The following is a 13,078-nucleotide window of genomic DNA, read 5'->3' as shown; positions in this document are numbered from 1 at the left end:
CGATCCAAGCCCGGTGGCGGCTTGGCTGGCGCGGCAACGCGTTAAGCGCTTATAACCAGATCGCCTGTTCTGACAGTTAGGTTAGTCCATAAATTCCGGCAACGGAATGAAATAGTGCAGTGTGTCTCACACCTGCGCCATTATCAGACCGGCGAGGACGATTTGAGGTTGCTGATACCGTGCGGGACATGCCCAGTCGGCACCACACCCACGGCGCGCTGACAGTGCCCCTCCTGGTCATCGAAGAACAGATCAGCGCCGAAGGCCTGCAGAAACTCGGACTTGTCCAGGCCGCCCAGAAACAGGGACTCGTCCAGCCGAATATTCCACTCACGCAGGGTACGAATTACCCGCTCATGGGCCGGGGCACTGCGCGCCGTCACCAACGCAGTGCGGATCGGACATTGCTCATTGGCAAACTCGGTCTGAATGCGATTGAGTGCAGCCAGGAACGCCTTGAACGGGCCACCCCTAAGGGGCTGATGGGCTGACGCCTGCTCGCTGGCCTGGAAGGCTGCCAGTCCGTCGCGCTGGAACACCTGTTCGGACTCGTCGGAAAACAGCACCGCGTCGCCATCAAAGGCGATACGCAGCTCATCACGCTGTTCTGGGCGGCGCTTGGCCGGCAGGATGGTTGCCGCAGCAAAACCGGCATCCAAGGTGGCGCGAACGTCCTCGGCGTGGGTCGATAGAAAGAGCTGGCAGCCAAAGGCCGGGATATAGGTAAAGGGGCTGCGACCGCCGGCAAAAGCGGCCCGGGTGATACCCAGGCCGTAGTGCTGGATGGAGTTGAACACGCGCAAGCCGGTATCGGCGCTGTTGCGAGAAATCAAAACCACCTCGACCCGGCTATCACCCTCGAGCAGACTATTGATGCGCAGCAGCTTCTGCACCAACGGGAAGGCCTCGCCCGGCTCCAGCGGCTCGTCTTCGTGCGCTATCTGATACAAGCGATAGGCTTCCAGCCCCTCGCGCTCGAAGACCGCGTGGCTATCGTCCAGATCAAACAGCGCTCTGGAAGAAATGGCGATAACCAGTTTGTCGCCGAGCTGGCTGGGCATGCGGCCTTCCTATTGATTGGACAGGTATCGGTTCTGAATGAACGTCAGCTGATCCAACATTGCCTCGATTTTCGGCAGGCTGCAACCTGCCTCACGGCCCTGACGCAGCAGCTCACCGTACAGGCTATCCAGCTCCATGGGGCGTTTGTGCAGCCAGTCGTGGTACATGCTTGGCTGGTAGTCGGGCATGGCGCCAGTCCCCATCAACAGCTTGTCCGCCAGACCGTCAGGCATGCTGACACCTTTGGCCCGAGCCGTGCTGATCACCTCTTCCATCATTTCCTTGATCAGCTTGTTACTTGCCGGGTCTTTCAGCAACGCCTGGGTACCGGAGTTCAGCACCACGGAAATACCGTTGAAAGGCGCATTCCAGACCAGCTTCTGCCAACGTGCTTCGTCTACCCCGGGCAGCAGGCGTGTGGGAATCTTGCCAGAAGCAAGCAGCTCTGCACCTTCTTTAAGCAGCGCCTGCTGCGCTTCGACACTGGTAGCGGGGCCAGAGTGGTAACCGAGATCGACCATACCATTGGCTTGGTGCTTGACCAGGCCCGGCCCTTCGCGGAACAGGCAGACATAGCACAAACCGCCAATCAGATGCATAGAGTCGGGCAGGTGGGGTCGCAGCTGGTCTTCGTTGCTCAGGCCGTTTTGCAGCAGCACCACCTTGGCATCGGGCTTGCCAGCGCGGGTGATGATGTCGCCCAGGTTGCCTGCGGTCGACTTGGCGCCGATGAACAGCCAGTCGCAGGGCGGCATGTCTGCAGCATCCTGGTACGCCTGCACCGGGTGCAGATGCAGTTGTTCATTGACCAGGCTGTTGATGGTAATGCCCTTCTCCACCACAGCGTCATATTCACTGCGCAGCAAAAAGTGCACATCATTTCCGCCGTTGGCCAGCATGGCGCCGTAGAAGCCACCGATTGCGCCCGTGCCGATGATGCCGATTTGCAGTTTGTTCTGGTCCATACAACCCTCATTTGGATGATCTGTTATTGGTATTCGGCAATGGTAAGGGGCAGGCGCCCGGTAAGACAGTCAACAACACGACAAAATGGCACGGTGGCGTCCTTCCGCGCGCCAATTAATTTTGTTTTTCAGAGCGATAGCGGCCTGCGGGGTAGCCTAAGCGGCCAACCTTGATTAAGCTGTGACGCACTCAAAATAGCGCCGCACCGCGCGGCCGGTACCACTTCCGGGAAGACTGATGGCCGATTTACCTATTGATGACCTGAACATTACCTCCAACGAGATTCTGATTACCCCCGAGCAGCTCAAAGCGAAGATTCCGCTCAGCGCAGCTGCCCAGGCGACCGTTGTCGAAAGCCGCCAGGTTATTCGTGACATTCTCGATGGCAAGGACCACCGCCTGTTCATCGTCATCGGCCCCTGCTCGATCCACGATATCGAGGCCGCCAAAGACTACGCCGCGCGCCTTAAGAAACTGGCCGAAGAAGTCAGCGACACCCTCTATCTGGTGATGCGCGTCTATTTCGAGAAGCCGCGTACGACTGTCGGCTGGAAAGGCCTGATCAACGACCCTTACCTGGATGACTCGTTCAAGATTGAAGATGGCCTGCACATCGGCCGCCAGCTGCTCTGTGACCTGTCGGAAATGGGCTTGCCCACCGCCACTGAAGCGCTCGATCCGATTTCGCCCCAGTACCTGCAGGACCTGATTTCCTGGTCGGCCATCGGTGCTCGCACCACTGAGTCCCAGACCCACCGCGAAATGTCCTCGGGCCTGTCCTCGGCCGTCGGCTTCAAGAACGGCACCGATGGCAGCCTCTCGGTTGCCATCAATGCCCTGCAGTCGGTCTCCAGCCCGCACCGTTTCCTGGGCATCAACCAGCAGGGTCAGGTCTCTATCGTCACCACCAAAGGCAACCCCTACGGCCACGTCGTGCTGCGCGGCGGCAACGGCAAGCCCAACTACGACTCGGTCAGCGTCGCCCTGTGCGAAAAGGACCTGGAAAAGGCCGGCATCGCCAGCAACATCATGGTCGACTGCAGCCACGCCAACTCCAACAAGGACCCGGGCCTGCAACCGCTGGTCATGGACAACGTCGCCAACCAGATCCTCGAAGGCAACGACTCAATCATCGGCCTGATGGTCGAGAGCCACATCGGCTGGGGTAACCAGTCCATTCCGAAAGACCTGTCGCAGCTGCAATACGGCGTTTCGGTGACTGACGCCTGTATCGACTGGGCTACCACCGAGCACAGCGTGCGCAGCATGCGCGACAAACTGAAAGACGTACTGCCTCGCCGCCCCCGTCTGCAACGCTGATTTGCAGCCCACAAAAAACCCGCCAATCTGGCGGGTTTTTTGTTGCGTTTGGCTGGCTACTCAATGTTCGCCGCGTGACGATCCATGTAACGCTCAACGTATGAACACGACGGGATGACGGTGTAACCGTGCTCACGGGCGAACGTCAGTGCATGCGCCGTCAGCTTGGCCGCCAATCCCTTGCCACGCAAGGCATTGGGTACGAAGGTGCGGTAGATATCCAGTGTCTTCTTGCCCAGATCCATGTAGGCGAGATAAGCCCGTGCACCTTCCAATGCGATATAGAACTGCTTGCCTTCCTGATCATGCTGGACGGTGGCGTTCATATTCATTGTCAGTCCCCCAGGCAGATATAACTCCGAGCGAGGAGTCATCCACTATAGACCCTGATCGGCAGGAATGTTCCCCATCTGATGAAATTTTGTGCACTGGAGCACGCGGCGCCCATCAGGCGCCACCTGCTCCGCCGGCCTCAGGAGACCATGCCCATACCTAGCGACATCAGCAGGGCGATGGATGCCAGACAGGCGATGACGGGCACCGCGACCGTGACAACAAAGATGTCCCGGTAGGCTTCCTTGTGGGTAATACCCATGATCATAAAGGTCGCAATCACCGCGCCGCAGTGCGGCAGCGAATCCAGACCGCCGGCAGCGATCGCTGCAATACGGTGCAGGATCTCCGGATCCACACCCATCTCGATGTAATGCGGACCCAGCGACTGCATGAAGATTTGCAGGCCACCGGAGGACGACCCGACAATCGCCGAGACCACACTGACCGACGCAAACACCGACAGCAGCGGCGGCAGATCAACGTTGAGGATCCAGTCGGCAAACTGGGCAAAACCGGCGGTCTGGGTGACCACGCCACCAAAGCCGATCACGGCAGCCGTGTTCAGCAGCGGCATGATCGAGTCATCGGCGCCCTGTCCAAAGGCCTGAGCAGCTGTGCGACGCAGCGCAGGGAACAGCAACACGCAGGTCAGTGAGCCGAGAATCAGCGAAATGCTGGGCCAGATGATCGGCTGCGACGCACTGAACAACAGCACGCGGGCCACAATACCGTCGCTCTCGGACCAATCTGCCATGCCCAGGAAGGCGCGCGGCAACATGATCGAGCCCAGCACCACCACCATCGGAATCAATGCCATCCACCACACCGGGGCGTCGTTCGGATCGCCAATGAGCTGCTCCATGCGACGATCCTGGGCATTCTCGACAAACCCTTCGCCACGCGCCTGGGCGCGCTTCCACTGGCTCTCCACGTACCACATGCCCAGACCGGCCATCAGCAACGCAGCAAAAATACCAATCCAGCCGCCGGCAAACAGGTCAGTCCCCAGCGAGCTGGCGGAGATCACGTTGTGGATCGACGGCGTGCCCGGCAGCGCGGTCATGGTGAAGGTACCCGCGCCAACGGAGGTGGCAGCCGCCCACAGACGCTTGGGCAGATTGGCCTCACGCATCAACGTGATACCCAACGGATACATGGTGAACACCACGACAAACACCACCACCCCGCCGTAGGTCAGCAAGGCGCAAACCACCATGCCAACCAGCAGCGTGTGACGCACGCCCAGAGCCCGCGTAATGGATAGCGCGATACTCTTGGCTGCCTGACTGGTAGCCATCACCTTGCCGAAAATGGCACCACACAGGAACAGCAGGAAGAACTTGCCGGCAAAGGTGAAAGCACCCAGCGGACCGAACGGAAAGAACTCGAGAAAGGTTTGCGAAATCAGCATGCCATTGGTCAGGGCGACCACCAGCGCGCAGACCAGCGCAGCAATAAAAATGTTGATACCACGCAACGCCAGATAGATAAGCAGCGTCACGCCGGCGATGAGACCCAGATTTCCAAGCATTATTTTTATCCTTGTAATGAACAGCGCAGGCTACATTAGCGCAGCGCCGAACACGGACAAAGACCCGAACACCTCCATCAGGGGAGTTTATTGTTGTTTATTGGTAACAGAATTAGCTCCACTCCCCTGTTCAGCTCGCAAGCAACTGCTACTATTAACAGCGCTGCCGGGAAGGCCCAGCAGACCATTCAGGGAACTCATGTAGCCACCTTGGGTCTTTTGCTGTGCGTTCTTGAAGCAAGGAACTTTTACACAAGGGGAAAGTTATGAAAACTGCACTGAAAGTATCCGCCGTAGCACTGGCAGCTCTGGTTGCCGCTGGCTGCAGCAACAGCATGGAAAAGGAACTGAGCGCTCGCGTTGCCGCCAACGAAAACGCTACCGCCAGCGCCCAGGCCCGTGCAGACGAAGCCTACCGCAAGGCTGATGAAGCTCTGGCTGCCGCTCAACGCGCCCAGCAGACTGCTGATGAAGCCAACGAGCGCGCCCTGCGCATGCTCGAAAAGGCTAGCCAGAAGTAATAAGGCTGCCTGCAGCCGATCCGGATCACATGGTCCGGATCGGTTGTCCTATCACACCGGGAATGCCGCTCTCGGCATATACCAGATCTCTGATTGCCTTCCAGTCCAGACGAAAGCCCTGCACCTTGTCCTGCTGCTCAGCCAGCAAGCGTTGAATTGCCGCCTGCTTGTCCAGGGTTGACGGCATACCGTGTTCATCCAGCGCCGTGTGCACCTCCAGATACAGCAGACCGTCCTTGATACCCAGCTTGTAGGGCTGATTGACGATCGTCACCGGTGTACCGACCGGCACCTGCGGAAACAGCTCGGTAATGTCTTCGTTACGCATGCGGAAACAGCCGTGGCTAACCCTCGTCCCGATGCCAAACTTCTTGTTGGTGCCATGGATCACGTAGCCGCTGAGCGCCAGGTTCATCTTGAACGGCCCCATCGGATTATCCGGCCCGGGCGGCACGACCGAGGGCAACGGATCGCCGTTGGCGGCGTGCTCTTCAAGAATGGACTTGGGCGGATACCAGGACGGGTTGGCTTCCTTGCGCAGAATGCGCGTCTCACCGATGGGCGAAGACCAGCCCTCGCGGCCGATACCCACCGGGTAGCTGGACACCAGCTGCGCATCCTTGTGGTAGTAGTACATGCGAAACTCGGGCAGGTTGATCACCACCCCCTCTCGCACGCCCTCAGGCAGCACATGCTCGCCCGGCAGAATGATCTCGACACCCGCGCCCGGCAACCATGGGTCAACGCCAGGGTTGGCCGCCGTCATTTCCAGATAGCCAAAACCGCGCACGCTGCCAAGGTCCGCAAAGGTGTCTTCATACGCGGCCTGATAACGCTCGACCTCGCCGATCATGTCCTGCTCGGGAGACAGCAACGGATACTCGTTGGCCGTCGCCGTTGTCGCCAGCCCCGCCATCAGTGCCACCAGCACACCCTTTAACAGCATCGGACCTTTCATCCGCATCAGCTCCCACTCAGCATCATGTTCAAGTCAAATTGCTGCACCGGCGCAGCCTCGCTCCGCGAGCGTGACACCGTGCGTCTTTGTCCGGCCGCGCGCGCCTGTTCAGCCAACCTGACGCAGGCCGGGCACAGCGTGCGCAGATCGGCCCTGGTCAGTTCTCGATAAATCGGGCGCGACGGCAGCAGATCCGCGCACAGGGTGCGTTCGCGGGGCACATCCAGGCGCAGGTTGATATCCACCAGATGAACATGCCTGGAGTCTTCGACAAAAAGATCCAACTGCTCATCCTGCTCCACCAGACACCAGCGCCTGGCCATCCAGGATAGGCTCAATTGTCGACCTCATCGGCCGACTGTGGCGACTGGACCCAATCGAGGATCACCGGCCATGCATTATCCAGAATGCCCGGCTGCCCCTGTGCGTTGGGGTGCACACCATCAGCTTGCATCAGCTCTGGTACGCCCGCGACGCCTTCGAGCACAAAGGGCACCAGCGGCACCTGCTGTTGCTCGGCGACATCACGGAAGACCTGTTCAAAGGCGCTGGTATAGCGCACGCCGTAGTTCGGCGGAATGCGCATACCCAGCAACACCACCTCCGCCCCGGCCGCGCGTGAGCGTTCGACCATGGCCGCAAGATTCTGTTGCATTTTATCGGTGGGTAGCCCGCGCAGGCCGTCGTTACCGCCCAGCTCAATCACCACCAGGTTGGGCTCATGCCGCGCCAGCAGGGCCGGCAGGCGTGCCAGACCACCTGCGGTGGTGTCGCCACTGACCGACGCATTGTGTACCTCAAAGGGGAGGTTCTGCGCCTCCAGACGGCGCTCCAGCAGGCTTACCCAGCCGTCACTGATTTCCAGACCGAAAGCGGCGCTGATACTATCACCGAGGATCAAAATCCCCTGTGCTGCTGCGGGCAGGGAGAGCAGACACAGCAACAGCCCTCCCAGCCAGTTTCTCAAGACGTTCATCAGGCCCGTTACCATGTCAGACGCTGTCGTAATTGCCCGCCACCTTAACAAAGTCGTCACCACCTCGGAAGCGCCACTGCAGATCCTCTCGGACGTAAACCTGAGCATTCAGCGCGGCAGCAGTGTGGCCATTGTCGGCGCCTCGGGCTCCGGCAAATCCACCCTGCTCAGTCTGCTCGCCGGCCTGGATCTGCCCAGCAGTGGCGAGGTGCTGCTGGCCGGTCAGTCACTGACTGCGCTGGACGAAGACCAGCGCGCCGCTCTGCGCGGCCTGGAGGTCGGTTTTGTGTTCCAGTCCTTCCAGCTGCTGGACAGCCTGAATGCGGTCGAGAACGTGATGCTGCCGCTCGAGCTGGCCGGCCGCCGTGATGCCCGTCAGCATGCCACCGAGCTGCTGGAACGGGTCGGTCTCAAGGCGCGTCTCAGCCACTATCCGCAGCAACTGTCTGGCGGCGAGCAGCAACGGGTTGCCATCGCCCGCGCCTTTGCCAGCGAGCCCGCCATTCTGTTTGCCGACGAGCCGACCGGTAACCTGGACGCCGCCACCGGCCAGAAGATCACCGATCTGCTGTTTGACCTGAACAGGGAACACGGCACCACCCTGATTCTGGTCACCCACGACGAACGCCTGGCCGCCCGCTGCGAGCGCGCCTTGCACATGCAGGCAGGTCAACTGCAGGCGGAGCAGGCGGTATGAACAGTGCGCCGCTGGCCAGCCTCGCCTGGCGCCTGTTGCGTCGGGAGTGGCGCGCGGGGGAGCTGCGCGTACTGCTCGGCGCATTATTGATTGCAGTCACCATCAGCACCGCCATCAGCTTTTTCACCGAGCGCCTGGAACGCAGCATGACCGTCCAGGCCGCCGAGTTTCTCGGCGCGGACCTGGTAGTCTCCTCCGGCAGTCCGTTACCCGATCTGTACGCTGAGCACGCACAGAACCAGGGCTTGCAGATCAGCCGACAAGTTGGCTTCAACAGTGTCATGGCCAGCGATGCAACCATGCAGCTGTCCAGCGTCAAGGCGGTGGATGCAGCCTATCCGTTACGCGGCCAGATGCGCATTGCCGAACAGCCCTTTGCCGCAGAAAAAACCGTCAGTACCGGCCCGGCCGCCGGCGAGCTGTGGATCGAGCCGCGCCTGCTGACCCAGCTGGAGCTGGAGGTGGGCGATGCACTGGAGGTGGGCTACGCCAGCCTGACCATCAGCGCGCTGCTGACTCATGAGCCGGACCGTGCCGGCGACTTTTACAGCCTGACGCCGCGCGTACTGATGAACCTGCAGGATCTGGAAGCCACTGGCATCGTGCAGCCCGGCAGCCGCGTCCGCTATCGCCTGCTGCTGTCTGGGGAAGACCAGCACTTGAGCACCTATCAGCAGTGGCTGGAGACGCGCCTGGAACCCAACCAACGGGTCACCTCGGTCAAGGACGGCAATCGTCAGGTAGGCCGTGCGCTGGGCCGGGCGGATCAGTTCCTTGGCCTGGCCAGTATCGCGGCGGTGGTGCTGGCCGGCGTTGCCGTGGCCCTGTCTGCTGGCCGCTTTGCCCTGCGCCATTTCGATACCAGCGCCATGCTGCGTTGCCTCGGGCTCTCACGCCGGCAGGTGATGCGGCTGTTCCTGTTGCAGCTGCTGTACCTGGGCGCGCTGGCCACCCTGCTGGGGTTGGCCTTTGGCTGGCTGGCCCAATGGGGGCTGCTGCAGTTGCTGCGCGAGCTATTACCCAGCAGCCTGCCCGAGCCCGGACTGACGCCCCTGCTGGTCGGCGGCGCGACCGGCCTGTGCGCCCTGCTCGGCTTTGCCCTGCCGCCACTGCTGCGCCTCGGCCAGGTCGCCCCGCTGCGCGTGCTGCGCCGGGATCTAGCCCCCATGCCGAGCAGCAGTTGGCTGATCTATGGTCTGGCGCTGGCTGTGCTGAGCCTGCTGATGTGGCAGTTCACCGGTGACCTGCAGATCACCCTGGCGATGATCTTTGGCGGCGCGGCGGCGGCGCTGCTACTGGGCCTGCTGGCCTGGCTGCTGCTGCGCAGTGTTGCCGGCAAACTGCACAACCTCAGCCTGGCCTGGCGTCTGGGCAGTGGCGAGCTGCTCAAACGCCCGGCCGCAGCAGCGACACAGATTCTCGCCTTTGGGCTGATCTTCATGAGTATGCTGGTGGTGCTGATTCTGCGCACTGAGCTGCTCAGCGACTGGCAGGACCAGCTGCCGGCCGATGCACCCAACCACTTTGCACTGAATATCCTGCCCAGTGAGCAGCAGGCCTTTGCCGAGCAGCTGGAACAGATAGGTGCGCGCAGCGCCCCCCTCTACCCAGTAACGCCGGGGCGCTTGGTCAGCATCAACGGTGAGCCGGTGCGCCAGGAGGTAAGCAAGGAGGCAGAGCCTGACGGCCAGCGCGGCGAACAGGACCGCGGCACCCGTGCCATCAATCGTGACCTCAGCCTGACCTGGTCTGCCACACTGCCGCCCGACAACCAGTTGACCGCCGGCCAGTGGTGGAGCGACAGCACGCCTGATAACGCCGTCTCGATCGAATCCGAGCTGGCGGAGAGTCTGGGCGTTGGCCTCGGCGACGAACTGGGCTTTGTCATTGAAGGCCAGTCTCTGAGCGCCATCGTCACCAGCGTTCGCCAGGTCGAGTGGGACAACTTTACGCCCAACTTCTACATGGTCTTCGCCCCCGGCGTGTTGGATGGGCTGCCCGCCACCCTGCTCACCAGTTTCCATTTGCCTGCCAGCGAGCGTGCCTCGCTGCGCGGTCTGACCCGCCAGTTTCCGGCGATGACGCTACTTGAGGTGGAACCGGTACTGGAGCAGATTCGCGGCATCCTCAAGCAGGTCACCCTGGCGGTGGAGTATGTGCTGGTCTTTGTCCTGCTCGCGGGACTGGCGGTGCTGTTTGCCGCCCTGCAGGCAACCCTGGATCAGCGTCTGTACCAGGGCGCACTGCTGCGTACTCTGGGTGCTGAGCGGACGCTGCTGCGCCGCGCCACCTGGCTGGAGTTTCTCCTGCTGGGGCTGCTCGCCGGCGTGATGGCGGTGGTAGCCGCCGAGCTGGCTACCTGGGCGCTCTACCGTTTTGCACTTGAGCTGGATTGGGCGCCGCATCTGCTGTTCTGGCTGCTCACGCCGCTGACCGCTGCCCTGTTGATTGGCTGCGCTGGCGTTTGGGGCACCCGTGCAGTGGTGCGCCAGAGCCCCATGCGCCTGATCAGCCGGGGAGCTTGATGCAATGAGCCGTTACCGCCCACCGCGCCGCGCCGGCACCCCGTTGATCACCGCTACTGGCGCCGAGCGCCTGCGCGCCGAGCTGGATGAACTCTGGCTACGCAAGCGCCCGGCGGTTACCCAGGCCGTCAGCGAAGCGGCCGCCCTGGGCGATCGTTCGGAGAATGCCGAGTACATCTATGGCAAGAAGATGCTGCGCGAAATCGACGGCCGTGTGCGGTTTCTGCGCAAGCGCCTTGAGGCACTGAAAATCGTGGATCAGCCGCCAAGCGATCCCAGCCGCATCTATTTCAGCGCCCATGTCGAGCTGGAAGACGAAGACGGCAAGCTACTGAAGTTACGCATTGTCGGCCCTGACGAGATCGACCCCAAACAGCAACACATCAGCATCGACAGTCCCATGGCTCGCGCCCTGCTCGGCAAGCAGCTGGACGACGAAATCTGCGTTATGGCACCTGGCGGTGAGCGTCTTTATTGGGTCACCGACATCCGGTACTGAGGGCCAGCGGATAGCGCGCCGGTGACGCGGTGCACAACCCGGCGCGGGCCATCTCTGGCATACTGCCGTCCTGTTTCGCAGTCAGGGCCGGCTCTTCATGAAAGGATTCAACCCGTTCTCCCGCATCTCGGCATCGCCCACCCGCCCCGCCGCGCAATCGACATCCAGCGCCAGCTTTGATGTGGCAGCACTGGTCAACGGCCCCTTTGGTGACCCGGATCAGGCCGTGCAGCCGGCATCCGCTGCGTTGGCTGAAAAACTGCGGCAAGCCTACTTCTGGATCGTCAATCACGCGGTCATCAGCCCCCACTACGATGTGGAGTACAACCTCTCGCCGCCGCAGCCGATCCAGTTTGGTGACAGCCAGACGCCACTCTACCTGCCGACCGACCAGAGCTATTCCAGCTTTATCCTGCTGCCGATCCTGACCTTTGCCGCGCGGCGCAAATGCCTGTTTATCGGCGGCCCAGGCCGCGGCAAAACCGCGTCGGCGTTGCTCATGGGCCTGCTGGCCGGATACACCCCCAAGCAAGTGCGCCGGGCGATGCAGCACGGCCACCCGCAGATGACCGTGGCGGATCTGCTGGGTAACCCCATGCCCATGGACATCATGAAAGCCGAGGAGCAATCGGATATCCGCATCAGTTGGCGCAGCTGGCTGGACATGCGGGTGAAGATTGTCGACGAGTACAACCGCATCCCCACCCGCACCCAGAGCGCGCTGTTGACCGTGATGGGTGACAACTACGCCGAGATGTTCAACCAGATCCACGAGTGCCCGCCCGCGGCCTGGTACCTGACCGCCAACGATGATCAGGGCGGCGGCACGTATCCGGTGATTGAGGCCCTCAAAGACCGTATCGACGTCGTGGTGCAAGCGCTGCCGTTCAACCCGCGCTTTCTCGACGAGCTGCTGATCCGTATCGAAGAAGGCGTTGATCCGGCGGACTGCCTGCCGCAGGTGCTGCAGTTCAGCGAAGCGGACATGGCGCAGATGGAAGCCGACATCCGCGCGGTCAACCTGCCGCCAGCCCTGCGCCAGCGCCTTGAATTCTTCGCCAGCCAGTTCGAGTTCAGCGAGTACTCGGGGCAGCAGTTCGAGTACAAGAGCAAAGACACCTCTCGTCTGGCCGGCGTTGCCCGCCACCAGTTGGCGATGCTCGAAAATGGCCGCGACCGTCTCGCCGATCTGGGCTGCCAGACCCGCAACGGGCTGTCGGTGCGCAGCCTGATGTCGTTGATTGTCTACGCCAAGGCCATGGCGTATTTCCGCGGCAATAGCGAGGTCGAGCTGAATGACCTGACCCAGATGCTACCGTTCGTGCTGCATTCTCACCTGTTTGCCGATGAAGACGCGCCGTTCTTCCAGCAACCGGAGAATGCCGCCTTCCTGAGCGACAAGATCGGCTGGTTGCGTCATCTGTTCCAGCTCAGCTGTCGCGAGTTCGAGCGTCAGGGCCGCCACCGCAACGACGAGGTAGCCGCGCTCAAGGCCGAGCTGGATGAAGGGCTTGAGGGGCTGTCACTCAAGGAGTGCCGCAAACGCCTGCAGCACATCGAGCGCACACTGCAACAACTGGCCACCGGCAACAAACTGTCCGGCGCAGTGCACGACGACGCCATGACGCTGAAATACCTGCACCAGCGTTACAGCAACTACCAGCGCTGGCTGACCAGTCAGAGCTGA

Annotated in this window: 13 protein-coding genes; 6 read left to right on the top strand and 7 right to left on the bottom strand. The window is 61.5% G+C overall.

What is annotated here, in order from left to right; genetic code table 11:
• Positions 1–143 precede the first annotated feature (143 nt).
• Positions 144–1,061: a 5'-nucleotidase gene (locus tag CNQ84_RS12105; protein ID WP_096005126.1), complete on the bottom strand. Its 918-nt coding sequence runs from the start codon at positions 1,059–1,061 to the stop codon at positions 144–146.
• A 9-nt stretch (positions 1,062–1,070) separates the two neighbouring features.
• Positions 1,071–2,027, bottom strand: coding sequence for a putative 2-dehydropantoate 2-reductase (locus tag CNQ84_RS12100; RefSeq protein WP_096005125.1), 957 nt, complete (start codon positions 2,025–2,027; stop codon positions 1,071–1,073).
• A gap of 238 nt (positions 2,028–2,265) precedes the next feature.
• On the opposite strand from CNQ84_RS12100, the gene CNQ84_RS12095 reads away from it, so the two are divergent.
• Positions 2,266–3,348, top strand: coding sequence for a 3-deoxy-7-phosphoheptulonate synthase (locus tag CNQ84_RS12095; RefSeq protein WP_096005124.1), 1,083 nt, complete (start codon positions 2,266–2,268; stop codon positions 3,346–3,348).
• A gap of 56 nt (positions 3,349–3,404) precedes the next feature.
• On the opposite strand, the gene CNQ84_RS12090 is transcribed toward CNQ84_RS12095, so the two are convergent.
• Both CNQ84_RS12090 and CNQ84_RS12085 read right to left on the bottom strand, forming a co-directional pair.
• Positions 3,405–3,680 (bottom strand): GNAT family N-acetyltransferase, encoded by a 276-nt coding sequence (locus CNQ84_RS12090; RefSeq protein WP_096005123.1) that lies wholly within the window; start codon positions 3,678–3,680, stop codon positions 3,405–3,407.
• A gap of 140 nt (positions 3,681–3,820) precedes the next feature.
• Positions 3,821–5,215, bottom strand: coding sequence for a GntP family permease (locus CNQ84_RS12085; RefSeq protein WP_096005122.1), 1,395 nt, complete (start codon positions 5,213–5,215; stop codon positions 3,821–3,823).
• Positions 5,216–5,481: 266 nt separating this feature from the next.
• On the opposite strand from CNQ84_RS12085, the gene CNQ84_RS12080 reads away from it, so the two are divergent.
• A complete protein-coding gene (locus CNQ84_RS12080; RefSeq protein WP_083724281.1) occupies positions 5,482–5,736 on the top strand; it encodes an Lpp/OprI family alanine-zipper lipoprotein in 255 nt (84 codons plus the stop codon).
• 25 nt (positions 5,737–5,761) lie between these two features.
• On the opposite strand, the gene CNQ84_RS12075 is transcribed toward CNQ84_RS12080, so the two are convergent.
• Genes CNQ84_RS12075 through CNQ84_RS12065 form a run of 3 tightly spaced genes read right to left on the bottom strand, consistent with a single transcriptional unit; the run spans position 5,762 to position 7,670 of the window.
• Entirely contained in the window at positions 5,762–6,700 is a 939-nt protein-coding gene (locus CNQ84_RS12075; protein ID WP_425220532.1) for a L,D-transpeptidase family protein, read from the bottom strand.
• The gene (locus tag CNQ84_RS20595; RefSeq protein WP_174704261.1) at positions 6,700–7,032 is read right to left on the bottom strand and encodes a hypothetical protein; all 333 of its coding nucleotides are present in this window, start codon (positions 7,030–7,032) and stop codon (positions 6,700–6,702) included. The genes CNQ84_RS12075 and CNQ84_RS20595 overlap by 1 nt, the downstream gene beginning before the upstream one ends.
• Complete coding sequence (locus CNQ84_RS12065; RefSeq protein WP_217350094.1) at positions 7,029–7,670, bottom strand: arylesterase; 642 nt, start codon at positions 7,668–7,670, stop codon at positions 7,029–7,031. Before CNQ84_RS12065 ends, CNQ84_RS20595 begins: the two co-directional genes overlap by 4 nt.
• Positions 7,671–7,683: 13 nt before the next feature.
• Between CNQ84_RS12065 and CNQ84_RS12060 the strand changes: the two genes are divergently transcribed.
• From CNQ84_RS12060 to CNQ84_RS12045, 4 genes are all read left to right on the top strand, one after another.
• On the top strand, positions 7,684–8,367 hold the full coding sequence (locus CNQ84_RS12060; RefSeq protein WP_096005119.1) for an ABC transporter ATP-binding protein: 684 nt from the start codon (positions 7,684–7,686) through the stop codon (positions 8,365–8,367).
• Positions 8,364–10,892 carry an ABC transporter permease gene (locus CNQ84_RS12055; protein WP_096005118.1) on the top strand — a complete coding sequence of 843 codons (2,529 nt, stop codon included), beginning with the start codon at positions 8,364–8,366 and terminating at the stop codon, positions 10,890–10,892. The genes CNQ84_RS12060 and CNQ84_RS12055 overlap by 4 nt, the downstream gene beginning before the upstream one ends.
• A 4-nt stretch (positions 10,893–10,896) precedes the next feature.
• A complete protein-coding gene (gene greB / locus CNQ84_RS12050; protein WP_096005117.1) occupies positions 10,897–11,391 on the top strand; it encodes a transcription elongation factor GreB in 495 nt (164 codons plus the stop codon).
• Between the two features lie 97 nt (positions 11,392–11,488).
• The gene (locus CNQ84_RS12045; protein ID WP_096005116.1) at positions 11,489–13,078 is read left to right on the top strand and encodes an AAA family ATPase; all 1,590 of its coding nucleotides are present in this window, start codon (positions 11,489–11,491) and stop codon (positions 13,076–13,078) included.

It is taken from the genome of Pseudomonas abyssi (assembly GCF_002307495.1).
Lineage (GTDB): Bacteria > Pseudomonadota > Gammaproteobacteria > Pseudomonadales > Pseudomonadaceae > Halopseudomonas > Halopseudomonas abyssi.
This window is presented reverse-complemented; position numbering and strand designations above follow the sequence as displayed.

What these genes read in the sequence shown, in the direction of transcription:
- CNQ84_RS12105 (WP_096005126.1), bottom strand. Translation starts at nt 1,061, where the DNA reads ATGCCCAGCCAGCTCGGCGACAAACTGGTTATCGCCATTTCTTCCAGA.
- CNQ84_RS12100 (WP_096005125.1), bottom strand. Translation starts at nt 2,027, where the DNA reads ATGGACCAGAACAAACTGCAAATCGGCATCATCGGCACGGGCGCAATC.
- CNQ84_RS12095 (WP_096005124.1), top strand. Translation starts at nt 2,266, where the DNA reads ATGGCCGATTTACCTATTGATGACCTGAACATTACCTCCAACGAGATT.
- CNQ84_RS12090 (WP_096005123.1), bottom strand. Translation starts at nt 3,680, where the DNA reads ATGAATATGAACGCCACCGTCCAGCATGATCAGGAAGGCAAGCAGTTC.
- CNQ84_RS12085 (WP_096005122.1), bottom strand. Translation starts at nt 5,215, where the DNA reads ATGCTTGGAAATCTGGGTCTCATCGCCGGCGTGACGCTGCTTATCTAT.
- CNQ84_RS12080 (WP_083724281.1), top strand. Translation starts at nt 5,482, where the DNA reads ATGAAAACTGCACTGAAAGTATCCGCCGTAGCACTGGCAGCTCTGGTT.
- CNQ84_RS12075 (WP_425220532.1), bottom strand. Translation starts at nt 6,700, where the DNA reads ATGCGGATGAAAGGTCCGATGCTGTTAAAGGGTGTGCTGGTGGCACTG.
- CNQ84_RS12065 (WP_217350094.1), bottom strand. Translation starts at nt 7,670, where the DNA reads ATGAACGTCTTGAGAAACTGGCTGGGAGGGCTGTTGCTGTGTCTGCTC.
- CNQ84_RS12060 (WP_096005119.1), top strand. Translation starts at nt 7,684, where the DNA reads ATGTCAGACGCTGTCGTAATTGCCCGCCACCTTAACAAAGTCGTCACC.
- CNQ84_RS12055 (WP_096005118.1), top strand. Translation starts at nt 8,364, where the DNA reads ATGAACAGTGCGCCGCTGGCCAGCCTCGCCTGGCGCCTGTTGCGTCGG.
- greB (WP_096005117.1), top strand. Translation starts at nt 10,897, where the DNA reads ATGAGCCGTTACCGCCCACCGCGCCGCGCCGGCACCCCGTTGATCACC.
- CNQ84_RS12045 (WP_096005116.1), top strand. Translation starts at nt 11,489, where the DNA reads ATGAAAGGATTCAACCCGTTCTCCCGCATCTCGGCATCGCCCACCCGC.